Source organism: Mucilaginibacter jinjuensis, from assembly GCF_028596025.1.
Classification (GTDB): domain Bacteria; phylum Bacteroidota; class Bacteroidia; order Sphingobacteriales; family Sphingobacteriaceae; genus Mucilaginibacter; species Mucilaginibacter jinjuensis.
The window spans coordinates 1,445,671-1,471,017 of record NZ_CP117167.1 but is presented as its reverse complement, the minus strand read 5'-3'; the positions used below and the strand labels follow the sequence as shown (position 1 = coordinate 1,471,017).

Annotated in this window: 18 protein-coding genes; 5 read left to right on the top strand and 13 right to left on the bottom strand. The window is 39.8% G+C overall.

All coding sequences use genetic code 11. The features are described 5' to 3' along the window. Positions 1-27: 27 nt before the first annotated feature. The 8 genes from PQO05_RS06760 to PQO05_RS06725 are packed head-to-tail and all read right to left on the bottom strand — an operon-like array spanning position 28 to position 9,429. Positions 28-3,441 (bottom strand): RHS repeat domain-containing protein, encoded by a 3,414-nt coding sequence (locus PQO05_RS06760; RefSeq protein ID WP_273631940.1) that lies wholly within the window; start codon positions 3,439-3,441, stop codon positions 28-30. 46 nt (positions 3,442-3,487) lie between these two features. Beyond that, positions 3,488-4,456 carry a tail fiber protein gene (locus tag PQO05_RS06755; RefSeq protein WP_273631939.1) on the bottom strand — a complete coding sequence of 323 codons (969 nt, stop codon included), beginning with the start codon at positions 4,454-4,456 and terminating at the stop codon, positions 3,488-3,490. After that, positions 4,444-5,445, bottom strand: coding sequence for a tail fiber protein (locus PQO05_RS06750; protein WP_273631938.1), 1,002 nt, complete (start codon positions 5,443-5,445; stop codon positions 4,444-4,446). The genes PQO05_RS06755 and PQO05_RS06750 overlap by 13 nt, the downstream gene beginning before the upstream one ends. Positions 5,446-5,469: 24 nt before the next feature. Further along, the gene (locus PQO05_RS06745; protein ID WP_273631937.1) at positions 5,470-6,342 is read right to left on the bottom strand and encodes a hypothetical protein; all 873 of its coding nucleotides are present in this window, start codon (positions 6,340-6,342) and stop codon (positions 5,470-5,472) included. Positions 6,343-6,399: 57 nt separating this feature from the next. Continuing rightward, entirely contained in the window at positions 6,400-7,431 is a 1,032-nt protein-coding gene (locus tag PQO05_RS06740; RefSeq protein WP_273631936.1) for a tail fiber protein, read from the bottom strand. Positions 7,432-7,467: 36 nt separating this feature from the next. Then, positions 7,468-8,415, bottom strand: coding sequence for a hypothetical protein (locus PQO05_RS06735; protein ID WP_273631935.1), 948 nt, complete (start codon positions 8,413-8,415; stop codon positions 7,468-7,470). A 1-nt stretch (position 8,416) separates the two neighbouring features. Continuing rightward, positions 8,417-8,968 carry a hypothetical protein gene (locus PQO05_RS06730; protein WP_273631934.1) on the bottom strand — a complete coding sequence of 184 codons (552 nt, stop codon included), beginning with the start codon at positions 8,966-8,968 and terminating at the stop codon, positions 8,417-8,419. Continuing rightward, on the bottom strand, positions 8,965-9,429 hold the full coding sequence (locus PQO05_RS06725; protein ID WP_273631933.1) for a hypothetical protein: 465 nt from the start codon (positions 9,427-9,429) through the stop codon (positions 8,965-8,967). The genes PQO05_RS06730 and PQO05_RS06725 overlap by 4 nt, the downstream gene beginning before the upstream one ends. Positions 9,430-10,748: 1,319 nt before the next feature. Between PQO05_RS06725 and PQO05_RS06720 the strand changes: the two genes are divergently transcribed. The 4 genes from PQO05_RS06720 to PQO05_RS06705 are packed head-to-tail and all read left to right on the top strand — an operon-like array spanning position 10,749 to position 17,273. Next, positions 10,749-11,072, top strand: coding sequence for a CU044_2847 family protein (locus PQO05_RS06720; RefSeq protein ID WP_273631932.1), 324 nt, complete (start codon positions 10,749-10,751; stop codon positions 11,070-11,072). 6 nt (positions 11,073-11,078) lie between these two features. Further along, on the top strand, positions 11,079-12,665 hold the full coding sequence (locus PQO05_RS06715; RefSeq protein WP_273631931.1) for a trypsin-like serine peptidase: 1,587 nt from the start codon (positions 11,079-11,081) through the stop codon (positions 12,663-12,665). A 42-nt stretch (positions 12,666-12,707) separates the two neighbouring features. Then, on the top strand, positions 12,708-13,691 hold the full coding sequence (locus PQO05_RS06710; RefSeq protein ID WP_273631930.1) for an AAA family ATPase: 984 nt from the start codon (positions 12,708-12,710) through the stop codon (positions 13,689-13,691). A 6-nt stretch (positions 13,692-13,697) separates the two neighbouring features. Continuing rightward, positions 13,698-17,273 (top strand): hypothetical protein, encoded by a 3,576-nt coding sequence (locus PQO05_RS06705; protein WP_273631929.1) that lies wholly within the window; start codon positions 13,698-13,700, stop codon positions 17,271-17,273. Between the two features lie 79 nt (positions 17,274-17,352). Here PQO05_RS06705 and PQO05_RS06700 read toward each other — a convergent pair whose 3' ends face one another. Beyond that, the gene (locus PQO05_RS06700) at positions 17,353-19,122 is read right to left on the bottom strand and encodes an ATP-binding protein (RefSeq protein WP_273631928.1); all 1,770 of its coding nucleotides are present in this window, start codon (positions 19,120-19,122) and stop codon (positions 17,353-17,355) included. Positions 19,123-19,402: 280 nt separating this feature from the next. On the opposite strand from PQO05_RS06700, the gene PQO05_RS06695 reads away from it, so the two are divergent. Beyond that, on the top strand, positions 19,403-20,062 hold the full coding sequence (locus tag PQO05_RS06695) for a DUF1906 domain-containing protein (RefSeq protein WP_273631927.1): 660 nt from the start codon (positions 19,403-19,405) through the stop codon (positions 20,060-20,062). A gap of 66 nt (positions 20,063-20,128) precedes the next feature. Here the strand turns inward: PQO05_RS06695 and PQO05_RS06690 are convergent, their stop codons facing one another. From PQO05_RS06690 to dacB, 4 genes are all read right to left on the bottom strand, one after another. Beyond that, a complete protein-coding gene (locus tag PQO05_RS06690; protein ID WP_273631926.1) occupies positions 20,129-21,028 on the bottom strand; it encodes a heme-binding protein in 900 nt (299 codons plus the stop codon). A gap of 75 nt (positions 21,029-21,103) precedes the next feature. Then, the gene (locus tag PQO05_RS06685) at positions 21,104-22,777 is read right to left on the bottom strand and encodes a L,D-transpeptidase family protein (protein WP_273631925.1); all 1,674 of its coding nucleotides are present in this window, start codon (positions 22,775-22,777) and stop codon (positions 21,104-21,106) included. 134 nt (positions 22,778-22,911) lie between these two features. Then, entirely contained in the window at positions 22,912-23,136 is a 225-nt protein-coding gene (locus tag PQO05_RS06680) for a hypothetical protein (RefSeq protein ID WP_174314352.1), read from the bottom strand. Positions 23,137-23,503: 367 nt separating this feature from the next. After that, positions 23,504-24,910 carry a D-alanyl-D-alanine carboxypeptidase/D-alanyl-D-alanine endopeptidase gene (dacB, locus tag PQO05_RS06675; RefSeq protein WP_273631924.1) on the bottom strand — a complete coding sequence of 469 codons (1,407 nt, stop codon included), beginning with the start codon at positions 24,908-24,910 and terminating at the stop codon, positions 23,504-23,506. Positions 24,911-25,347 lie beyond the last annotated feature (437 nt).

Below are 25,347 nucleotides of genomic sequence, written 5' to 3'. Positions count from 1 at the left end.
ACTGATTTGATAGGTGATCGCTTAGGTTTATTGGTTCTGATAATGGTAATCGACGTGTTTCACGATGTTGCCATCTTTATCCTTAATATTCATCAGGCGCATAAAACTGTCATATTCGTAATAGGTTGGTATCCCTTTGGCATCGGTCGTCGAGGTCATACCGATTAAAGGTGCGTAGGTGTAGATTGTTACCTGTGCATTGGGCAAAGCTGATTTAATAGTAGCGAGGAAACTGTCTATTCGCCCCTTTGCAGGTATCTCCAGTCCGAAATTATCGACAACTGATTTTCCGCCTAGCGCGGCTTCTACTGCATCATAACTTGTATTTTTGATTTCAGCCACTGGATAAGTGTTATTAAATGACCACAGCAGCACTATAGGAGTACTTCTTTGTGTGTATTGACGAAGCGTTTTATCCGGTCCATACCTGTCAAATGTTACGTCGGTAAACATGGTCGCACCATTATAAGACCTTGTAATATCATTTTGTACAACCAGCCCACTCTCTACGCGATAACTCACTTTGTCTTTTGCTAATTCTGTATTATCATTCAATAACGTAGTTTGCTGTTGTAGGTTATTATATAAGCCGTTACTTATTAATGTTGCCGACATCGGGTCACCGGGATTATCAAGGGGATAAAGGTTGGATACAGACTTTTTACGTAACCTGCTGTCGTAGGTGTCCATTTTCACCATTTGCCCTTTCGTATTGTAAGCATAGGCTTCGGTGGTAATTACAGATTGCCCGTTATCAGTTTTCACAGTAGTTTTTCCGGATGGCAGGTACCAAAAAGAATTGAAAGGATAAGAACAGATCAGGAACTCATGTTCGTAATTGCGGGAAGGCTGGAAGGCGCTAAGTGAATAATCATAAGCATTGCCGCAGCCTGGAGTGCCTACAAATGTTAAAGCTTCTTTATAGCCTGTATACAACCAGGCATTGATATAATCATAACTGTAGGTGGTTTCCTGTAGTGGCACAACTGATCCATTACTATAAATTTGGTCTCTAAAAATCAGGCCATTTAAGGGATTTGGATTAGCAGGCGTATTTACATGCCATTCGCTTTCAGCATTGTTATAATTAAATACGTGCCTGCCGTTCAAAGACCCATCCTGTGCAACATCGTCTTCTTCCACACGTGTATAACCGATCATATTACCCTGGGCTGCATCTGAGAATGGCACAGCGCTTTCAGAAGATATAAACCAAACATCTGCTTTGGCTGCTGAATAATTGGGATTACCAGTCGAATTTGAACTATTTATCATGCCATACATTGTCCGCCTGTAAAGCGGTTTTACCGGAGACATCAACAAACCGGAAGATGTATTGTCTGCATTCTGGTATTTGATGACTTTTTTATTGGCTATTGCCCCCGATTGGGTGTAATTAGTGATAGAAGAAACACGTAAGCCTCCGCCATAGCTGATCTTAGATGCCGCCGGACTATCGAAATAAGAAAAGTTAACACTAACTGAAGCCGCATCGGTTGAAGTTCCCTGCGGGCCCAGGTTATCCGGCAAATTTGCTGTAATTGTGTAAACTGCCCCCGGTGTATAAGTGATAGATACAGGAGTAGTCCATTGCCGGGTACCGGTGGCATTGAAATTATCCAGATCACTGTTGTCCATTTGCCAGGTATATAACGTTGTATTTACACCCGAAACAGCTTGTGTAAGGGTAACGGTACTGGGCTGAAGTGCATAAAAACCATGTGAAGTATTTGGACCTTCAGTAATGATGACATTAAAAGGGATAACCTGGTCTTTGGATAAAGTAAAAGTGGTTGATTTGGTATCTGATGGTAAATTATAATCTGCAATGTAACCACTTTTCTGACTTTGGGTTATTTTGTTCATGTCAGGATAAGCGTGATTAGCGAAATCATGGGGTTCATAAGTAAAATCAGAATAGCCGCCTGTTGGGTAGGTGATACGTTTCAGCATCCCCACCTGCATATAGGCTACATTTGGTGAACGGTTAGCCCCTGCAAATAAAGTGGTCAGGTTAGCAGGCATTATATTGTAGTCAGGATCGTCCGACATGACGAAAAAGGATAAGTCAGGGATCAGTTTGGTATTACCTATGTTATTATAGTACCCCCAAAAATCTTTAGCATAAGAAGTTTTTAATGGCATCGATATAGACTCGTTATAAGCAAAACTATAAGGCTGATTCAGCAATTGTTGCCCATTAGTATTATACCCAGCCTCTTGAACAGACAATAGTTTTAGGCGCCTGGCGTCTGCTGAATAAACCGACGGATCAATTGTACCTACATGCCCGGTCAGAAAACTTCCACCTACGGGCGCACTTAAACTAACAAAGTAGTCGTAATTAAATAAAAAAGATTTGACTTTAGTGCCTGTATTGAGCGCTTTAACATCAACCGATTTTATTCTTTTAACAGGCAAAGTCGATCCGTTAAAAGATTCAACGGGCATATCATCCCTGCTTTCGAGATTAAAATCAACACTGACAAGATCTGTACTGATATTGGTCAGCATTTTTACAGTATGATCTGTTACGCTCATATTGGGCACAACAGTGTTAGTACTTCCATCATTAATGCTCAAGGGATAATCTGAGTGAAAAGATTCGCTATATTGAAATGAGGAGTAATAGCCATCCTGATAAGTAAAGTTTACCGTCTTTCCATCATGCAGCTGGATTTGTGATAGCTTAAATGTTTCACCTGATATATTAGGATAAACCCCTACGGTTTCTACCGCTGAAAAATGGAAAATGTTCCCATCCATGGTTTTTGCAGTCCAGCTATTACCATCTTTCGAAAAACTAATATCCTGTTGCCGCGGGTTTATTAAAACCACATTCCCAATTTCCGGGTTGATATAAAATTTCCCTGAGTAGCCTGGAAAATTAAATTGATAGATGTCGGGTTGCCCCATCCCCCGGTTTACAGCGTCCAAAGCCTGATAATCATCGGCACCCTCTGTGTCGGTAAAACTACAGCCACCAGCACCTGTGAAATAAGCATCGCCAAACTCATAGCGTTCTGTGTAAACCCCTTGCGGGCAATGTGCTTTTAAAAACCCATATCCATTTGTTGTCGTTAAGTTGTCGAGGTTATCAACGCTACCATTTACAATATGAACGATCGCGCCGCCGGGATCAAGGCTCCATCCAAGACCAACATTAGTGGCTTCGTCTTCTACTTTAATTCCAGATCCGTGATAACTTAGGACAATGGGGATTTCAATTCCGGATGCCTTAATGGTATAAATAGGGATCGAAACGTCGGCCGTTCCTGTATAATAGCCGATCGGGATATCCCCGAACCTGCCTAACATCGCGGCTTCCGGTGATGTCGCAAGCAAATTCTTAACATCAAATTTTGGCGCTGATGTCTGCGCTAAAGTGATAAATGGCACACCTATCGCGCATAGAGCTATAAATGCTTTTTTGAAAAACATGGTTATAATGGTTTAGTGAGGAAGTGAGGTAATTGTATTTAAAAAACTATATTTGTGACGCTTTCGCCAAAGCTTTTATCTGATGTTTTAATTGATTGATCTGACGTTGTTGTATCCTGTTTTGCCTTTGTGATTCTTCCTTTTGTTGAATCAAATACAAAGTGAGTTCTTCAATCTTTTTCAACAGCTTGGCATTCATTTCGCCCAGGTTAATGCCCTCTTTGGCAACCTGTGCAGCGGATGGAATTTCGGGTAGGTGATGATTTTGATCTATGTAGGTTTTTACATCTTTTAGTGAAGCGAGATCGTAGTCTTTGTCAAAAACATAATCGGGAGTGGGGACTGTTTGATCTACTAAAACCTCTGTGGCATGGACGGTACCCTGGACAGTTAATTTGGCATCAGGGTTATAAGTACCAATACCCACGTTAGAACCGAAATAGCTATTGCCGGTACCATTAAAGAATGCGGTGCCACCACTGCTAAATCCGTTCGAATTAACATAGGGCTGAATAGTGGTTATGTAGTTTCTGGCTGGTCCGTTAGTTTCCTGATAGGGTAACGGGTGTTGAACACCATCATAAACGGTTGCATTGATATCAGCCGGGGCATTAACAAAATAAGTGTTACCGCCGCCTTTTAACCATATAATGATCGTTTTGTCGCTATTTGACATACTTCCGTCTGACCACGCAGCAATAAACGCGGTATTGGTGACCGGATTAAATTGTCGGATATCAGCATCTATAAAATTGGAGCTGTTTCCCCAGTTGTATGTATGAAATCTGAACCTTGCAATTTCAGATCCACGCCATGTTCCATCAGTGTGGACGTTGGATCGGCCGATATCAAGTACCGTAGCCTTATTGTTATCGAAATCAACATCACTGAATACGACCGGATAAAATTTATCAGCGTCCCCCTGAACTACAAAGCTGCCATAATATTGCGCTGAAACTTTAAAAAAAACTGTTGATGATAGTAAAATTGTGAGGGTTAAAATTAGTTTACGCATTTGATTTGTGATTGTATTTGGTGGAGTTTTTTCGTGATAAGAACATCGTACTTTTGTTGGCTTCTTATGACTTTATTCTGCTTTAAAACCATTGTCTCTAAACCTTCTTGCTTTTTATCTTTCTCAATCAGGTACAAGGTCAGCTCTTCAATCTTCTTCAGCAGTTTGGCATTCATTTCACCGAGGTTGATGCCCTCTTTGGTAATTTCGGCGGCCGATGGTATTTCGGGTAAGTGATGGTTTTGATCGATATAGGTTTTTACATCTTTAAGTGTAGCCAGGTCGTAATCTTTGTCGAAAACATAGTCAGGGGTTTGGACTGTTTGATCTACTAATACTTCGGTAGCATGGATGGTGCCATTTACAGTTAACTTCTGGTCTGGCACTGTCGTTCCTATGCCAACCTTGCCAGAAGATGTAATTCGAAATCTTTCACCCCCTCCTGTATATATTCTGGTATCTCCTTGTGCTGAATAGAGTATGGCATCATTTGCATCGAAACTTCCAGATGCTTGTTTATAGAATTGAGTTTGATTACCTGCATCATTTTCGAGGGTGAGGCCAGCTCTGGCCGCAAAGTTATTAGCCGTATTTTTAAGCGTTAATGTCGCAGAATAGCTGGTATTTGCATTCTGAAGATATAGCGTGGTAAGCGGATTGCTTGTACCAATACCCACGTTTCCGTTATTAGCGATGCGCATTTTCTCTGTGTTACCAGTGTACAGTGCAAAATCATGATTAGAAGCAGTACCAACAATTCCCCACAAGGCACCACCAGCTCCCATGAATGTGCTTATCGTGTTGTTACCAGCTGAAATATAGGTATTGTTATTATTTGCCTGAAAGACGGAAAACGTTGTCCAAGGTGTATTTGTACCTATCCCAACTCTATCAGGCGTCCATGTGATACCGCTGACCGGAGACTGAAATTGCGCAAAAGAACTAAATGCAGCAAGTAGCGGCATAATTGTGAGTAGAATTTTTTTCATGAAACTATGATAAGTGGGGTCGTTTTATTTTTTTTTAATTGATAGAATTTGCTTCTTTAATTCATCAACCTGAGATTGTAAGTCCCGATCCTTTTTGTCCTTTTCAATCAGATACAAAGTCAGCTCCTCGATCTTCTTTAATAATTTAGCATTCATTTCACCAAGGTTAATACCTTCTTTAGCAACCTGTGCAGTGGATGGAATTTCGGGTAAGTGATGATTTTGATCGATATAGTACTTAACATCTTTGAGCGGGATGAGATCGTAATCTTTATCGAAAACATAATCGGGATGAGGGACACTTTGATCTACCAATACTTCCGTGGCGTGAATAGTGCCGTTTACGGTTAAAGGCGCATCTGTTTGTGTAGTGCCAATTCCAAGATTGCCATTTAGAAAAGTATTATTATTTATGACGTGCTCAAAGGGGACACTGTAACCTCCGGGAGCGGTTGTTGAGCTGCTTAAATTGGAAGTCCAAATGCCTGTAGGGTCTTCCACAGAGAAAAAGGTACTGCCTGGGTACGGCCCACAATATATAAATATACCGTAAGAGGTTGCATTAGTGCCACTGGCATTAGGGACAATTCTTATATCAGCAATAAAACGATTTCTTTCGTAGGATACTGCTGTTGCAGAAAAGCCATAACCGTTTTCATCCACAGATGCCCCATTACTGGTTCTCATGTGTAATTCAACATATCCCTGTTGAGATTTTAAGGCGTTGTACCCACTTCCGCCAACAATTCTCAGGAAGCAATCATTCCCTCCTTGTGGTAATGCTAAGTCTCCAAGCTTTATCCACAACTGGTTTCCTGTGTTCTGAGTAGTAAGCGTCTGAGCAAATGAACAATAACCAAAAAGAACAATGGCGAGGACAAGTATTATATTTTTCACGATTATAATGTGTAAGTGGTTTGAGTAATTACGGGCAAACGATATTTGTGTGTATAGTTATTTTTCTGATGCTTTTGTTAGCAATTCTTTGATTTGTATTTTCATTTGATCAATTTGCTGTTGTTGCGAAATATTTTGTGACTCTTGCTTATCAATCTGGGCATCCTTTTCAATTAAATACAGGGTAAGCTCTTCGATTTTCTTTAATAGCTTCGCATTCATCTCGCCCAGGTTAATACCATCTTTGGCAACTTGTGCAGCGGATGGAATTTCAGGTAAATGATGGTTTTTGTCGATGTAGGTTTTTACATCTTTTAAAGAAGTCAAATCGTAGTCTCTGTCAAAAACATAATCGGGATGAGGAACATTGGTATCCACTAATACTTCATTGGCATGAATAGTTCCATTTACAGTTAATTCTTTATCAGGCTGCGTTGTGCCAATCCCTACGTATCCGTTAGCCGTGATTCGCATTTTCTCAATTGAAGATCCAAATCCATACTGTGTATAGAACCTTAAGCCTGCAGTATTAAAAGTTTCCTTTTCGAAACCCATCCCCCCTCTTCCTCCACCAGAATCGAAAAGCAATTTGATCACCCCTGTTGTAGCGTTATATGCAATTCCAGGATCACTGATCGTAAGTTTTTCAGAAGGATTTGTTGTACCGATACCGACGTTCCCGCTACTATTGATTATCATATTGCTAACACTTCCATTTCGAAACAGGGTATTATTGTTATAATCTAAGATCATATTAGCCCGTAAACCATCCCGGATAACTCCTATGCCAATTTGTGGAACAAGCACACCTCCCCAGGAAGTCTCGATCGCACCTGTTGGTATACTTGAATTATTTTGATTGTCAACACCAAAATAAATCGCCCCGCCGTTATTATTTCCGGGAACAATTGCCGACATCGTACTCCTGAGTTGTATGACCGAATTGTTATCCCTTACATCGAGAGGCGCAAAACCTGGGTTTGATATCCCAATTCCTACATTTCCGCTTAATGGCCAGGGATTAGAATTCTGTGCATAACAATAGCTTGCTGTCAAAATCGATAGCATAAGCAATAAGACCTTTTTCATAAATTATAATAAACTAAAGCGTGATTTGATGAGATGTTATTTCTTCTGTGGTACCAACCCTGTACCTGTCGGTAACTGCTGCATTATTTGGCCGACCTGTTTTTGAAGATCATTTACCTGTTTGTCTTTCTCAATCAAATACAAGGTCAACTCTTCTATCTTCTTAAGCAATTTGTTATTCATTTCACCCAGGTTAATGCCGTCTTTAACTTGCTGGTTAGCTGAAGGGATTTCAGGAAGGTGATGGTTTTGGTCGATATACGTTTTGACATCTTTAAGTGTTACAAGGTTGTATTCTTTGTCAAAAACATAGTCGGCAGGCGCGACATTGGCATCAACCAAGACTTCGGTGGCATGAACAGTTCCACCGACAGTTAATTTGGAATCGGTATTGTTTGTCCCGATACTAACATTACCGTTCTCTATTGCTTTAATGGCCAAGTTTGCACCATTGCTTGTAAAGTCATTGCCGACATATAAATTCCATTCATTTGTCATTGGCAAGAACTTAGTGACGCTTAAATCATTTTCGGAAATATTCAACGGAGTCCACGAACTATTGAAATTTATAGAGTGCACCTTAATATTTACCGCTATGGGGTCAGTGCCTACGCCGTATGTATTAATAGCTCTTACCCTGAATCGGGCATATCCATATTGCGTATTGCAATCGATCGTAAAATTATATATCCCACTTCCTGTATAAGGATTGCCGTTTACTCTTCCAACCTCTCTCCATAGACTGGGATTAGAATGACTGATACTTGCCAGATGGGTAGCCGCAGCAGCTATATTTCCCCGTGTGTAAGAAATTGATATTTCATAATACCCGGAAGCTCCGGCATCTTGAGGTGCAACCAATACAAATTCATTGGAATCTCCAATTTGGTATCCGGCCGGAAAAGTAACACTCGTAGTATAATCCTGTGCAAATAGCTTATTTGCAGCGAATACTAATAAAAAAACATAGTAAAATTTTCTCATATTATTTTTTGTTTTCTAATTTTTGTACCCTTTGATTTAATGCGTCGTTTTCATTTTTAAGATCAATCAAATACAAAGTCAGTTCTTCAATCTTCTTTAAAAGTTTCGCATTCATCTCACCCAAGTTAACCCCGTCTTTAGCGACTTGTGCAGCAGAAGGAATTTCAGGCAAGTGGTGGTTTTGATCGATATAGGTTTTTATATCTTTTAAAGAAGCAAGACCATAGTCTTTATCAAATACATAGTCTGGAGTAGGGACTGTTTGATCTATTAGAACTTCGTTGCCGTGGATTGTACCTTGAACCGCTAATTTGGCATCGGGGTGACTTATTCCAATACCTACATTGCCGTTATTAGCTATAGTCATTGCGAGACCTGTTCCTGAAACTGTATTTCCACTAACCCCATTGTTATAAACAGAAAAAGTAATATTTCCGTTTGAGCCCATACCCAGAGATGATGCGTATCCATTTAGAATATATTTAGTTGCCCCATCAAAATATGTATTTTGCTCAATTGCAACTTGGGGAGTAACTTCATAATCTTGAATCATAAGCTCCCCCACCTGTAAAGACGACGACGCATAACCAGACCATTGGTTGGTAAAGTGTACCCTTTAACAGATAGATTTGATTGAGGATTTGTAATCCCAATACCGACGTTTCCATTATTAATTGTTAAATATGTTGCGCTATTAGTTCCCCAAGACTGAATGTTTGCATTTGGATCCCTTTCCCACCACGTTAACGTATTTATTTGAGGATTTAAGAATGAGTTATCTACGGAAATACCATCATGTACACGTGTACTATACCAATTATTGCCAGTTACATTTCTAACCAGCCAGGTATTATGGTAGACTGAATTCCCCGAACCTGAACTACCCCCTATCGTACTTAAAAGAGTAGTGCCTTGTTGCGCTGACGGTAGTGGAGCAGACTGATAGCTAATTAACTGCGCATAAGAATAACTTGCCGTTAATATTAGCAAAATTGCCAGAAGAAGTTTTTTCATGAAATTGTGATACGGTTAAGTATTTAACGATGCTAATATAGGTTGAGGAGATAACACTTAATAGAACCTCTGAAAATTTAACCGGAAGATAATATTATTAAATATATTGACTTGATAGATTTATTCCTTTTCAATACCTTTTTAAACTATATGCCCGCAGGTTTTCGCTTTATAGGGGAGATAAAAGATTTGATAGCATTCGCTAAGTTGTCTTAAAAAAACTCGTGGAATTTTCGAAACCCTGCTTTAAAACAGTCAGCTTGTTATAGTCCCCGCTTAACCAGTTTAATGGATGTTCGTCCTAAAAATTGCCGATCAAGGGTAAATTAAAATCCGTTGACGTCCAAGTTGTTGCTGTTCATATTCGCCTCAATATCATCCATGCCTTGGCGCATTTGCAAGTTAACTGGTCGAATGGCTAATCCAGCTATAATATACATGCCCTACTCAGTTTCGAGGTACGCTTAGCCAAGTCGGATGTTAAAGCGACCTATATTGAATACCCACTTTATTAATAGTTTTACAAAGTATGAAGATTTTAGGCATGTCGAAGAAGTAATTATCCGAACCGAAAAAAAATTATTTAGAAAATACTTAAATTATAGTTCTGCTCTCAATGAGCTTATTCGTATTAAGCAAAAAGAATAAGCTTAACCTGCTTTCGAGACTTAAAGCCTAATTAGCAATACTTGCATTCTAAAATTTGGTTGCTTATATTTACCATATATAAAGTTCTTTAAAGCAACTCATAATTATTAAAATTATACGGTGTCTGTTTAGATAGCTATATGATTTTCGCAATTGTAAACAACTGATAATTAAACACATAGCGCCATGGTTCGAGTCCCGTCCATTCCGCAAAAAGCTCATCAGGTAATGATGGGCTTTTATTGTTTTATGCCTTATTACGTTTGCCCGACTCCTATAAAAACTCAATCCTACTTAAACGTTCTTCACTACCTGGTTTCAACTCCCTGTTAAAGTAAAAAATAGGTGTTTTAACGTATTGATTTAAAATGATTTAATACTAAATTTAGCTAATAAATTAGCAGAGCTTAAATCATATCGCAGTTAATAGCTTACAATTTCATTTTCATCAACTACACACAACCCGGTGATTTTGAATTTCCCGATGGATTTGATGATTCCGCTGATTAAATGCTGCTAATCATTAAAATCAAATTCAATAAGGGTTATTGATAAGAAAGCACCATATCTAATACTTACACGAACTATCATTTTTATTGCAATGTGTGAATGATAAGCCGGGAAACCAACGAGGATTTTAATTAAATTAAATATTAACTGAACTAATAATTATGGAAAATTATGTTGAGTTTGATTTAGGAGAAGGTAAAAAAATATTCATTGAAACCGATGCCAGGCTTGCTCCGGTAGGTGGTGTTGTAAAGGCATCGAGGGCAGGTGACCAAATCGAAAACGCATCTAAAACTATCTCACAAGCATTTGAACCATTAAGATCAACAACAGAAAGTCTTTTTTCTGTGTTTGATGGAATCATTAACAGGCCCGACGAAATTGAGATCGAAATGTCTGTCAAAATCACTGCAGAAGCCGGAATGATTATAACCAAAGGATCTGTAGAAGGTAATTTTAAAGTTTCTTTAAAATGGACAAAATAAGTTAAAATGGACGGCTCAGTTGTTGCTATTTGGGAATTTGATGAAAGCAGGGACAGGATTGATTTTGCAAAAGAAGCTTGCTTAGGGGTAGGCTTACTGGTTGCTAATGATATAATACTAACTTGTACACATGTGGTTACATCACAAAACGGGGGCGTAATAAAAAATGTTACTGTCGTTTTTCCCTTATTAGGCGGGAATTTTAAAACTATTGAGGTTAAAGGAGAATATATTGATCATACGGAAGTTTCCGGAACTGATATTATTATATTCAGACTAAAAGAAATTGATAGTAAACTTAATAATGAAATAAAACCTGCTATCCTATCCACAGATGTACCCCAGGGTAGTGCAGTTTGGGCTTATGGGTATCCCAGAGAAAGAAGTATAGAAGGTATAAATGCAAAAGGCATTGTATTTGGAAAAACAGGCAGGGGCTTGGGGCAAATCCAGGGTGATACCCAATATGGATATTTTGTAAGGCCGGGGTTTAGCGGCGGGGGTGTTTATGATAAAGGTGCAAATGTTTTTTATGGGATATTTACGGAGTCTGATGCAAATGAGGAAACCAGACTTGCTTATTTTACTTTAGCTGAAACCATCGGACAAAAGTGGCCTCAATATATCAAACTAAAGTGGCCTCAGCCTATCAGGCAATTTTCCATACTAAAGAATTATAATGAGGCATTTATGTGCGACCGCGTCGAGTTTTCCGATAACTTCAGAGAGTACTATGATAGCAATAAACATACTATTCAAAATTATTTAATTGTTGGCGAGCAGCCAAATTCTACTGTCGGCCTGGCAAGAAAACTCATCTATGAGAATTTTATCAAAGAAAAACATGAATCGCAATATAAGTACCCGCTTGATCTGAATTTAAACATTAAACATTCAGATAACGAAGGTATCATACAAATACGAGAGAATACCACATTTACAAGGTTTGTTACTAAAATAGTTGAGGTATTAGGCCTTGAGAATGAGAATACAAAGGATTACAACACATATCAACACCTTGATAATATTATAGCCGAATTAAAAAAAGGAAAACCAAGCTTACTATTCTTTGAAATTGCTTATGGCAATGGCAGAATTGACAAAATCTTATCTGTATTTAAAGAATTTACAGATCTGGTAAATACACAGAATACAGGCACTAATAAGGTCTTATTTTTCTGGTGTGTATCATATCCCCCTTCAATGTTTAAAAAAGAGGCATTTATCATCCATCAATTTCTAAAAGTATTCAACAGCACAAGTAATAAAATCTCTGTGATCAATTCGCTCGCTTATTTTATTCCGTTTGTATCAAAATATAAGTTAAAAAAAATACTAACCACTATCGGCACTGAAAACTCGGGTAATATATTCCCGGTTAATAAAGAGCTTGTGCTTAAAGTACCTCCGATAGAGGACCGGTCAACATGGATGAACAGACTGGAAACAGACTGCAAGCATTACAAAGTACCTTTCACAATTGATGCTAATTATAAACAAACCGTACTTGATGAAAAAAGGGCCACCGAAATTGAAAGAATATTTGTAAACATCCTGATCGATTATAAAAACATTGTTGAACAGCACCCTTAATACTAATTAAGTTTTACTGCAAATTAAACCTAAGTAATTACAATGGAACCTGTTAAAAACCTGTATCACTTTTTACAAGAAGATCTTATCATTGGCAAAGAGCTCCTGGATGATGAATCATACATTATCGAACCCGGCCTTTATCAGGCCATTAAGGTGGCTATGATCCTTAAGCAGCCGCTATTGCTTACAGGCAAACCCGGAGCCGGTAAAACTACACTGGCTAAAAAATTAGCACGTGATTTTGCGCTGAATTTTCCGGGTAAATTTTTATCCCGGCCATTGGTATTTAACACTAAAACCACATCTGCTTATACAGATCTTTTTTATAATTACGATGCCTTAGGCCACTTTCACGCGGCTAACCACAATGGCAACCTGGATGTTACCGGCTACCTTCAACTCGCCGCTTTAGGGCAGGCAATTTTATTATCTATCGACAACTATGATCAACGTTATAAGTCGATGCCGAATTTACCCACAATTACTCCGGGTGCTGCAATAGGTTCTGTTGTATTAATTGATGAGGTTGACAAAGCTCCGCGCGATTTTACCAATGACTTGTTAAACGAGCTTGATAAAATGGAGTTTACTATTAAAGAAGATAAAAATGCAACTTACTGTAAGGGTTCTGCCAACATATTTGTTATCATGACAAGTAACTCGGAGAAAAATCTGCCCGATGCATTTTTACGGCGCTGCGTTTTTTACCACATCGATTTACCCGACGAAAGTATCCTGAAAGATATTGTTTTAAGCCGTCTTTTCAGCGACTCGGATGATAAAGATGATACGGGTTTTAAAACAACTATAGACAGCTACCTCAGTTTTTATAATACGTTAACTAAATCCACCAATTTATCAAAGCCCCCGTCAACTGCCGAGTTAATTAGCTGGGTGTACTATCTAAAACCCTATATTCTGCAAGGTGTACTATTCGAAAATCTTGACACCTCAATCAGAAACGCGAGCCTAAGTATCCTTATTAAAAACCAGGAAGATTTTAAGTTGAATCAGATTTCGTAGTTCAAAATGGACGAAGAGCTGTTGTTATACGTTGCTATACCTGTTGGCGAACTCATCAGGTGTCTGCAGATGGATAATTTTCCGGTCAGCTCGGATGCCTATATCCAAATTTTTAATTTATTAAATATTTACTATCCGTTAGGTTTGCCACTTAATGAAAGCGTTGACGGAGAAAGGATTATTTCGGGGCAAACAAAGGCAGAATTAATCAATGTGATTTGTCTGGTGCTGGCTAAGAATCAGGCCGATTCAGACCGGATGAAAACCACATTAACCCGGTTTGATGAATGGGTTCTCCCACAAAAAACAGTAAATCAGAAAGTCAAAGAAATACTGGATAACTATAGGCTTAAGATAGATAGCAAAATTTCTTACAGGCATGAACCTGTTAAATTAACACGCCTGTTTAAGCTAAATTATTTTATGTGGCCTCTTATCCTGCTTATTTATGTGGGGATAATGATCTGGTATACACAAGTATATATAAAAGAAGGTATTAGGATAAATACCCATCCGCTAAATAAAAATACGTTTTCAATAAAACTGCTGCCATCTCCTAACAACCCTAAAACAGTTACCTGGACTTTTTCTGATGGGCTAAAGCCCATTATAGCCGCAGGTATCGATTCCCCCAAAATAAGCTTTTCGAAGGATGGTATTTCCAAAATCTATGTTGAAGGTACTATCTACAACCAAAATATCTGGGACCAGCTTTGCCGCACACAAACCCGGGTTTACCGGGATTCGATCCCGGTAATTGTTAACGCTGGTGTTATAGTTACCCCGGGGCCTTATAATCCTGTTGAGATCCCCTTGATTGAAGACGGAACACTTACACCCGATTCAAATAGCGGGCTAAATTATTTTTATAGCGTTATTATTCTGTTTTTTGCCCTTTGTATTATTCTTTGGCTCTGGAAAAGATTTTTTCCAAAACTGCAGCTAAAAAATTTGCCCCCATTATTTTATTTATATCCCAATCAGGACCATCTCATTAACCGGGATAATTTTCTGTATTCCTGGTCGCAAAAATTATTTCTAAGGTTTGAGGGTGAGCGGCACCTATTGGATGTTAAGAGATCTGTTAAGGAAACGATCGATCGTTTGGGCATTCCATGGTTATCGTATAAAACTAATACGGTTAATGCAGGCTATCTGATTTTGATTGATGTAGCCGAAAACAACAATCAGCAAATAAACCTATTTAAGTTTGTAGCTAAATTTCTTTCACGTGATGATATTCCTGTAGAGATTTTTTATTTCAGATCTGACCCCCGGACATCCTGGAATAGCAAATACTCCGACACGGGCATAAAATATTTATCACAGGTTTATCAGGATTTTAAACTGATCATCTTCACTCCCGGCAACAGGCTTATTAATTATGATACCGGCCAGGTTGGCAATTGGGTTATTGACCTTTTTTCTGAATGGAAATATAAAATACTAATTACCCCTCATGATCAGGTTTCATGGGGAAGTGTTGAAAAAATCCTGTCTGAATACCTTATGGTTTTCCCTTTCACCGAGCAGGGGCTTTTGCAGGCTGCAGAGCACTTATGTTCAAATGCAGAAAACGACCGCAATGTGAAGAGGTACAAATCTAATTTAAAAAACATAGATCCTTCACGTTGGAACCTCACAACGCTTGATATTGAACAGATAAAACAATATTTCATATCTAATCATATTAACCCCAGTAAGGGGTTGTTACAATGGTGCCTTTCTACAGTACTTTATCCTGTACCATCATGGGAGGTTACACTTATTTTGGGAAAAGCTATTGAGGACAGGTTCCCGGAAACTGAAAAACTTTTAACCGTACGTAACCTCGCACTTATTACACGCCTCCCCTGGCTAAAAATGAAGCTTGTTCCGGATAACCTGCGTTATAGTTTATTGCACACAATGCTTCCCGATTATAAAGAAGTTTGCCTGGAAACGCTTGGTGATTTTCTGCAAAAAAATATTTTAGAAAAACTTAACACAGAGAGTGTTGCCTCAGAACAATTATCAGTTTCTATAGCAGAATTAAATGCTTTAAGTAAGGACAGCCAAAAGAAGAAAGATGCTATAAAAACATTAATGCCTTATATAGGCACAGGCCTGATTAAAGACGTATCACTTAAAAGCTTATTAATAAATAGAAATCGTAAAATTAGTTATTCTGTAATAGCACTTGCTGCCTGCTTATTGATGTTGGGTGGTTTATCTATAAACTTTTTAGGCCATATAGGGCCTAAAAAATATACTCTGTCCCAGGATAGCGCTGCATTTTATAACAATAACGCACAAAAAGAAGGCGCGGCTGATTATGGTTTTAACCGGCCCCACACTTATCAAAATGTGTTGTTAAACCTTAATAAAGCCATTCATTACAGAAACAGTTTCTATTCTTATTATAACCTGGGCGTTAATAATTATAATTATGGCAGCCATTTGTATAGAGATCAGAATAAAACGGGCGCTGCCAACCCCGTGTTAGATACTGAAACTAAGAAACAGTTTTTATTAATTATAAAACCCCTGTCTATAATTACTTCCGGCGACACTACTTTTCTGCCGGTAAAGGATGTGCTAACAAACTATCTAAAATTATTATACAGTAATAAAGGCACATCTCAACTTATCTGGGAATACGTCATCAGCCATTATAGGGATCAGGATTCTGTTTCTGCCAATTACTTTCGCAAAGTACTTTTATATAATAAGGGCTACGACGATCCAATTTTCCTGGCAGCCTTGGCGAGGGCAAGAAATGCAATTAATCTATTCACTATAAATGTTTATGATCCAAATAATAATAACTTCCGGCGGTTTACCTGGAATGGCGATAATTCTGATACATCTCACATCATAGACCTCTTAAAGTTAAAAGCATCGTCTATTTTATTGTTCAGGGATGGTTATCACAGCCCTTATTACCCGCCCCAATATAATTCTAATCCCAATAATGCTAACACTAACCCATTACCGGTTAACGGAAAAGGCTACACAAATACTAATACACCAACAGACACAACCAATACAAACGCAAATACTGATAATGAAATAGCATTAAATCGTATTGCCATACTGTTTAAGCCATTCCCGTTAATGGGTTCTTCTTTCAAAGATGTGCAACTAAGTGAACACGAAGACAGTATTAAAACATACAGGACGATACCGTATGACCAAGCTGTGGTTGCGCCTGAGTGCATTACAAGAGATACTGCCCGGGTTAAATACTGGTGGGAATATATGAACAGATCTAAGTATTCGGGATACGTAAATGAGGAATTAGCGTTTTTGAATTTAAACCAAAATGCGGGTAACTATTTTATCTTTTTTTTCCGGGCTGACAAATTATTCCGAATAGAAACACGCGCTTATCTAAGTGATCAACAATATGCCGCACTACTCGAAAAACTAAATATAAGTACATATATGGCCGATAAGCAAACTCGTTTTTACTATAAAGGCCAACTTTACTTTTGCGCAGTTGTAAAAACGGATTACTACAACCAGGTGAAAATTATATTTGGCCTTGCCGGGTCGGAGGGACTATGTTCTGATGATTGGTTTGCGCAAAACAAGCGATAAATATTAGGATCAGGTACTATTAACCAGCTTTTACTTACACACATCTAATAATTTGAGAACTTCTTCTATCTCATAAGGTTTACATCACCTCATGGATCAGCTTCAGTTTATCAAATAATTGTTTGGGTTGAAAAGGCTTGTGTACGTAATCCTGCATGCCAACCATCTTTATTTTTGCGTATAGCTGATCAGATACAGAGGCTGTTATCGCAATAATAGGCACATTTGCTTTCATCTGATCTGCCAGGTTCCTTATAGATGAGGTGGCAGTATACCCGTCCATAACCGGCATGTGGATATCCATTAAAATACAATCAAAATATTGAAGTTGTAACTGATCTATAGCTTCCTGGCCATTCCATGCTATAACGGTTTCAACTTCCCATTTACTTAACAGTTTTTGCAGGAGCAATACATTGATCCGGTTATCTTCAACTATCAATAATTTCAGGCCTTTTAAATAGGTAGTATCCGCCTTTTGTTCGGCCACGGCTTTCATTTGTGTCTGGCACAGCGGGAGCGTTAAATGGAATTTAAATACCGATCCTTTACCGCTATGGCTTTCTAACTCAATGGCACTGTCAAACAGGCTGAGCAATCTTTTTACAATGGCCAGCCCAAGGCCTGTACCTCCATATTTGCGGGTGGTATCTGATGATGCCTGCGTAAACGGATCGAAAATAGCTTGCTGGCGCTCTTCTGCAATTCCAATACCCGTATCACTAATGCAGAAATGGAAAGTAGCCCTATCACCAAGCAACTCACGTAGTGTAACCTTAATTTTCACCATCCCCTCATCGGTAAACTTTATAGCGTTGCCGGCCAGGTTATAAATAATTTGAGTTAACCGGGTAGGGTCTGTAATTACCCAAATGTTTTCCAGGCTTTCGTCTGTCTCCAGCACCAAATCCAGGTGTTTTTCAGAAGCCTTTAATTCAAGGCCCGAATGGATCTTCTTTAACAATTCGGGCAAACTTACCGGAACAGCTTCCAGTTCAATCTTCCCGAGTTCACTTTTATTATAATCCAGTACATCATTAATTACCGACAATAGGTTATTGGCCGAAAACTCAAGTATATTCAACTTATCCTTTTGTTCTTCCAGGGCCGAGTCTTTCAGCAGATAAGCCATACCGATAACCCCGTTTAAAGGCGTTCGCAACTCGTGCGACATGGTTGATAAGAATAACGATCTTGATTCGGCAAGGGCGTTTAGCTCTACCACGTTGTTTTGAAGCTGCAGGTTCAGCGCTTCTTTTTCCATCAGGTTTTTACGGAATGCCCGGTAATACAAATAATGGATAAGCAAGAACGACGCAAAATTGAGGATCACCACAGCATCAGACACTTCTGAATCTACTTCTTCTGAAGGCATGTTGATATGAACAAATCCGGCATGCCGTGCGATGAGGTAATATACAGCAGGCAGTATAGCCATCGCCGAATAACATGCCGCCTGCACACCACCAATAAGGTAATAGCTCACCAACGTTGTCAGAAAAATTAACTGGATAGTGAAGATATTGATAGCCTGCACGTAAGCAAACAGGTTTGACCAAATTGTTGCCAACGACATTACGAGCATAATGTGTGAGATAGCCAACAAACTTGCCGGTTTGTATAAGATTATTTTAGTAAGAACAAGAAGCGAAACAATGATGAAAATTAAACGTGCCAGTTGCAGGTGCTGCTCATATTTAATAACATAAGGCAGTACAATAAACGCCTTAAGCAACGAAAAAGTAAGAATGGTAAACACAATCTGGTACCTGGCTTTTTTAAAAGAGTCGGGCTCTAAATCAAGTACCTTTTTAAGGGAAAAATTAAAAATTGATAATTGTTCTTTCATTCAGCATTGGGCAAGTAGATAGATTTTAATAATCGGGCAATTATTTATCGATTTTATAAATATACAAGTTTGAACATCTTGTATAAAGAAAATAGCTGTTCATTTTTTCTAAAAAAATTTAGTTAAGGTTAGATGCTATTAATTACAGCAAGGCAGACCTAAAGCCATGCAACTATCTGTAGTTCAGAATATTAATTTTGATATTAATTATTTAATTCTTAGTTTTATTTTATCAACCTGAATTAAAAATAGTTCGGTAATAAACCTAAATTTTAACATTATGGCAATCACTCCACTTCCCGGCACTGTAAAGCCGGCTCCAGCAGGACTCACCGGTTTTGATGTTAACGGGCCTTTATCTCATGCCCAGGCCGCAAGTTTCAAAAATGCAGGTTATGCTTTTTGCGTTCGTTATTTACCACGTACAGCTGCCCTTGTTGCCGGTAACCTTACCAACCAGGAAGCTCTAGGTATTGTGCAGGCCGACCTTGCATTAATGGCCGTACAACACGTTGCACTACCTGGATGGGCACCAACCGCGGCATTAGGAACCGAGTACGGCACTTTTGCAGCCACTTATGCCCAACAAACCGTAGGCCTCCCTGCTGGTGTAAACATTTGGCTCGACCTGGAAGAACCTGCTGCAAGTACCCCAGCCGCCGATGTAATAGCTTATTGCCAGGCCTGGTATACTGCAGTACACAATGCCGGTTATGTGCCCGGTGTTTATGTGGGCTATGGCGCAATACTTACAGAAGAGCAATTGTACAGCAAGCTTTCTTTCCAGCATTACTGGCGGGCATACAATGGGCCACAGGTGGCAACACGTGGATACCAGATACTGCAGAAAACCCAAAAAGCCGTTAATGGATTTGAGATAGACCCTGATGTAACACAAAACGATAATTTGGGAGGCACAGCCCTCTGGCTTTCATTATAGATATTAATTATGGAATCTTCATAAACAGGGTTGTCGCTTAAAAACGGCAACCCTGTTTATTTCTGTTTAGATCTTCCTCAGCGTGTTCACATTTACGTGCGGCCATAAAATATCGCCCGGCAGGTTATGTTTTTTAATGAAGTTCAAGTCTGCTTGTTGCGAATATTGCAGTTGCATACAGCTAACACCATCAACACTTACCTCTTCTATCCAAAAGGTAGATTGGAAACGGCTTGGGTTTACATGCGCATCAACAAACGGGATATTTGATATACTACCGCCCTTGTTATGGGTATCAACAGTAATGGTAGTTACTTTACCAACAGTTTGCGCGGCAGCTGTAGCCTTTAGTGTGCTGTTTACGTCAGCTGTATCAAACTGTCCTGAAAACTGGTTTAGGGTATAAGGATCGGTATAGCCAAACACCGGAGGTAACCCCGGAGGTTGCGGAATGGCAGAAATAACCGGAAACTGGGGCATACCGCTTGAAACACTTGCATTACCCAAGGCAATTACCACATCGCCATGCGGGATGCTCGACATACGGGCTATACCAAACGGCTTAACCAATGTCGACTCCACAACAGGGCCATCGGGCTGGGCTTCAATATCTGTAAGGTTTAACCACATGCCGTTTTCAACGTGTAATATCCCGTTAGGGTATTTCATATCGGTTATGGTAAGCTCATACATTAACCCGGTAACAAATTGCTGCACGGCACCGCCACGATTAGGCACCGGGGCAGTTATAGGTGTAAATATTATAGTTTCATCATACTGCTGCATCAATAGCGTAAATGACGGATCGCCATCCCGGCGTGATGGCACAGCGATGAGGTTCCATCCCGAGTTACCTTTCCAGGTACCTTCCAGGTCGGCAAGTGGTCCTAATTTGTTGGCTACTTCTTCGGGCGAACCGCCTAAACGGATAAAGCCCTTCAATAATTCTTGAGGTTGAGATTCCATTGCGATAATTTAGTTTATTGGTCTGAATACTAAGTTACTACAAAAGAAAATACAAAAGCAAAAATTATTTAAAGCTTAATATTTCCCCTTTCCAGATACAATCATGGATGCCAAACGATCATCCAGGTTATAAATATCCTTGCGGAAATTTATCTTCCCATCCCGGTCAACAAACGAGGTTAGGTAGGCAATATAAACAGGCACTTTTTTAGTGAGCGTTACATACTGCTCGCGGCCCTGGTGCATGGCTTTGTTTATTTTATCGGGGGTCCACTGCTTATAATCCTGTAGCAGGAAATTAGCCAGTTTGGTAGGCTCCCCTACCCGGATACAGCCATGACTAAATGCCCGTGTGGTTTCACCAAATAATGATTTAGAAGGTGTATCGTGTAGGTAGATATTGTAACTATTAGGGAACAGAAACTTAACCAGCCCCAATGAATTTGCCGGGCCGGGCTTTTGCCGTACAACAGGCAGGCCGCCTTCGTAGCCGGTTAGCTCCATATTATGCTGCGCCAGATAATTCTTATTACGTTTCATACCGGGAATAATCTCATTCTTTAATATACCGGGCGGCACGTTCCAGTAAGGGCTAAATACCACGTATTTAACTTCACCATAAAACACAGTTGTTTGATGCACTGTTTGGCCTACCACTACATTGCAGCTCCATAACAGGCTGTCGGCATTGTAAACGTGCAATTTAAACTCGGGGATGTTAACCGCAAGGTAGTACGAATCCATGCTTACCGGCAGCCAGCGGCTACGCTCCATGTTTACCAGTATGGTGGTAATGCGGTTGCTTAACGGTACATTAAGCTCAGCAATAGTGGGTTTATTTAACAACCCAGTAACTGTAAGCCCGCGTGTTGACTGGAAGCTTTTTACTGCATCCTGTAGTTCAGTGTTAAATGTCTGGTTTGTGGTATCTCCCTTAAAATATTCCAGCAAAAACAATCGCCTTTTTATACCCGATATAACTGTTGACGAATCGCCAACCTTATAAATTTTAGCCGGAACAATAGGTGCCCAGGTTTCCTTTGTTTGCAGCGCACGGTATTTACGAAGGTAACTCCTCAGCAATTCGTACTGACGGTAAACCGGCTCATCAATTTTAGCCTGACCGGCTGGTGCGCTTAGAAGGCTGTCGAGGTATTGATCGTACGCCACTTTTTTACGTGGCAAATACCATTTGGCCGACTTACTGGCCGACTCATCCATACCCTGCCACACCAGTTGCGAAAAGGCAAAGTACTGGTAGGTAAGCATCAGCTCCAGTTTAATATCTGTCTGGTTTTTCTTTGTACCGATGCTGTTTAACAGCGAATCGAGTTTAGGCTGATAAGGCAATTCTTTATAAACCCCGTTTCGTTTTAAGTTACCCACGCGGTTAGCCAGGTTCGATGCCTGTTCAATCAGCTTACCTTTATCAAACCAGGCATAGGCGTATTTTCGCTTTTTGTAGAACTCGGTTACATCACCGGTATAGCTTTTAAGATCTGGGTAAAGCTTAATAAAGTTATCGATCTGGGCGCTGTCGAAAACAGAATTCACCTGCTCGCTGAAGTTTCCGGGAATGGTTTTATCCCACTCTTTAGACAAAGAGTCTTTTTTAGCCACTTTTTTTGGTGGCTGATTCTGACTACAGCTTGTTAACGAAAAACAACTGATCAGCGTAATAACCAATAAAAAATATTTGAATTGCCCGAACCTCATATCTGCATTATTAATTAAAGCTTTATGATACATTTCACAATAGCTGAATGTAGCTTTTTTTGCAGAAATACAAGAGACGTGCACACCTTTTAGGTGTAATGCTACAAAGTATTTTCTGTGAAACAGGTTTTCACAGCATAATAACGTAGCGAAGAAAGCGGTCGGTCTTAGATCCGGTACCGCAAAGAGATCATATTACCAATGGCGCTTATTAAACCCTGCTTAGGTTCATCGGCATTATCAACGCCCCATTTGCCTGCCATTTTTTGTAATTGATAGGTTTCACCTTCCAGCATAATATCTATTTTCTGGTTATTGAAAGATGGCTTCTTATTGAGGATGTAAAATACCACATCCGAATTTCTGTAAGTTAAACGTAAAGGCTGACTCATATAAATGTTGTTTTTGTATTTAGCTATAAGCCAATAGCATACCAAACCCTACAGTTAACCATAGCGCGATTTTAAATAACTATAAGTTTAAAATTTTGGAGATTACTTAGATAAGTAAGAAAACGCTGTATAATTTAATGTGCAGAGGGTGTAGCAAAAGCCCCCCAGCCCCCTAAAGGGGGAGCAGAAGAGAATCAAGAATCGAGAGACAAGAATCAAGACAGCTACACCCTGCACGTCATTGCGAGGTACGAAGCAATCGCGAACTTTACAGAGCTGTTCTTCAAGTCGGGGATTGCTTCGTACCTCGCAATGACGGTAACAGTTCAATAATGGAAAAGAAGTCTTGATTCTTGTCTCTCGATTCTTACCTCTCTCCTATTCCCCCTAAAGGGGGCGAGGGGGTTTTCAGTTCATCCAAAACACTAAACATCTTTCGCTTAATGCCCGAAGTAGAACCATTGTAGTTATTTACGATGATGGAAAAGCATAATTCTCGCCCATTATAAGTTTGATAACCTGCATAGGCCAACGTATTGTTAATGGTACCACTCTTCATGTGCATGTTGTTATACACAGGCAGGCTCTCATAAAAATCGGGGAACCAAGTTTCCTTTTTCGCGGTTTGCAGAATCTTGGCCATCGTCATAGTGGTAACGCGGTTGCCGGGCGACAGGCCGCTGCCATCGACAATATTCAGCGAATTAACATCAATGCCATGTGCCTTCCAATAGTTGCGGGTTACAGATGGATAGTCGGTAGTCTTCAATGAATCGGCCATAGCCAGCAGAATTTGCTCGGCGTAGAGGTTAATGCTTTTTTGATTAAGCCAGTAAATCACTTTTTTTAATGGCGGCGAGTAGTGCGTTGCGAAGATTTTACCCAGGGCAATATCAACTTTGCTCTTAGCTGTATTCAGCATAGTTTCAGAGGCTGCATTACCGCTTACAGTGATACCTGCACTTTCTAAAGTATCCTTTAGGCGGCGGGCAGCTTCATAAGCAGGATCAGGCAGGGCTGCGGCAATTTTCCCTTTAACCTGGTCAATCGCATAAGTACCTTGCAGAAAAACCTTGTTACTGTTAACCGGTAAAGTAGCATAAGCATTGTCGCCGGTACCGGTCGAGCCGGTAATCAGTTCATTAATAAACTGCAGATAAGGCATGGATGGGATTGTGCCTGCCATAGCAACAGGCTTATCAACCTGGGTTGTTCTCAATAAAATATCATAAGAGTTTTCGCGCCAGCATAAATTATTGGGGAAAGCGCCGTAGTAATTACCCATATCCTGCCAGATCCAGCCCTGCGGCGGGTGGTTTACGCCGGTGGCTATGATAGAGCCGTTGATCTTTCTAATACCAGCCTTCTTTAATCCTTCCACAAACTGATGCAATACAAAACTCTCCTTCGTTTCTTCCCAACGGAAAGATCCTAATGTTGGATCATCGCCACCATTGATGATGATATTGCCATTCCAAGTACCATCGGCGCTTAGTGATCCACCTGTACTACCTGCCAGCGTGGTTTTAAACCGGTAATCTGCCCCCAGCAAATTCATGGCTGTAATGGTGGTAACCGTTTTAAGGGTTGACGCTGGGGCTAATCCCATATTTGGATTGGCAGAGAAAACTACTTCCCCTGTTTTGGCATCAAGTACGGTTAGCGATATAGAGGCATAAGTGCTTTGTGCATCCTGCTGAAGATGACTTACTGCTGTTTGGAGTTTTTGGTTGAGGGTTTGAGCCTGTGAAAAACCAACTAACAATAAAAGCAAGGTTGCGAGGACACACCCCTTAATTAATGGCAGTGATAGTACCTCTGCCCTGCAATTCCCCTCTCGAGAGGGGAAAGTATTGTCACTGCAATTAACAGTAAACGTTGATTGGGGTGTGTTATTTAAACTAAAAATAATATATTTTCTTCTACCTCTTCTATTCATAACAAATTTCCAAACTACACCGAAGAACCATTAATAACTTAAACAATGTGGCCTCTTGATTTTCGGATAGCACAACACTGGCCTTAGCACTACCTTCAAAAGAAAATCGAGCAGCCACGACTTTTCTTTTTAGTTCTTTTTCTTTTGAGAGAAAAGAAAAAGAACATCCACTGACGATCATATTACTCACTCTACCCTCCCTAATGGAAAACGGATTGTGCAACATTCAGGTCTGTGCTAATCGGTCTGAGATTGCTTCGTACCTCGCAATG

Coding starts and splice junctions, on each gene's coding strand:
- PQO05_RS06760 (WP_273631940.1), bottom strand. CDS start 3,441: ATGTTTTTCAAAAAAGCATTTATAGCTCTATGCGCGATAGGTGTGCCA.
- PQO05_RS06755 (WP_273631939.1), bottom strand. CDS start 4,456: ATGCGTAAACTAATTTTAACCCTCACAATTTTACTATCATCAACAGTT.
- PQO05_RS06750 (WP_273631938.1), bottom strand. CDS start 5,445: ATGAAAAAAATTCTACTCACAATTATGCCGCTACTTGCTGCATTTAGT.
- PQO05_RS06740 (WP_273631936.1), bottom strand. CDS start 7,431: ATGAAAAAGGTCTTATTGCTTATGCTATCGATTTTGACAGCAAGCTAT.
- PQO05_RS06735 (WP_273631935.1), bottom strand. CDS start 8,415: ATGAGAAAATTTTACTATGTTTTTTTATTAGTATTCGCTGCAAATAAG.
- PQO05_RS06730 (WP_273631934.1), bottom strand. CDS start 8,968: ATGATTCAAGATTATGAAGTTACTCCCCAAGTTGCAATTGAGCAAAAT.
- PQO05_RS06725 (WP_273631933.1), bottom strand. CDS start 9,429: ATGAAAAAACTTCTTCTGGCAATTTTGCTAATATTAACGGCAAGTTAT.
- PQO05_RS06720 (WP_273631932.1), top strand. CDS start 10,749: ATGGAAAATTATGTTGAGTTTGATTTAGGAGAAGGTAAAAAAATATTC.
- PQO05_RS06715 (WP_273631931.1), top strand. CDS start 11,079: ATGGACGGCTCAGTTGTTGCTATTTGGGAATTTGATGAAAGCAGGGAC.
- PQO05_RS06710 (WP_273631930.1), top strand. CDS start 12,708: ATGGAACCTGTTAAAAACCTGTATCACTTTTTACAAGAAGATCTTATC.
- PQO05_RS06705 (WP_273631929.1), top strand. CDS start 13,698: ATGGACGAAGAGCTGTTGTTATACGTTGCTATACCTGTTGGCGAACTC.
- PQO05_RS06700 (WP_273631928.1), bottom strand. CDS start 19,122: ATGAAAGAACAATTATCAATTTTTAATTTTTCCCTTAAAAAGGTACTT.
- PQO05_RS06695 (WP_273631927.1), top strand. CDS start 19,403: ATGGCAATCACTCCACTTCCCGGCACTGTAAAGCCGGCTCCAGCAGGA.
- PQO05_RS06690 (WP_273631926.1), bottom strand. CDS start 21,028: ATGGAATCTCAACCTCAAGAATTATTGAAGGGCTTTATCCGTTTAGGC.
- PQO05_RS06685 (WP_273631925.1), bottom strand. CDS start 22,777: ATGTATCATAAAGCTTTAATTAATAATGCAGATATGAGGTTCGGGCAA.
- PQO05_RS06680 (WP_174314352.1), bottom strand. CDS start 23,136: ATGAGTCAGCCTTTACGTTTAACTTACAGAAATTCGGATGTGGTATTT.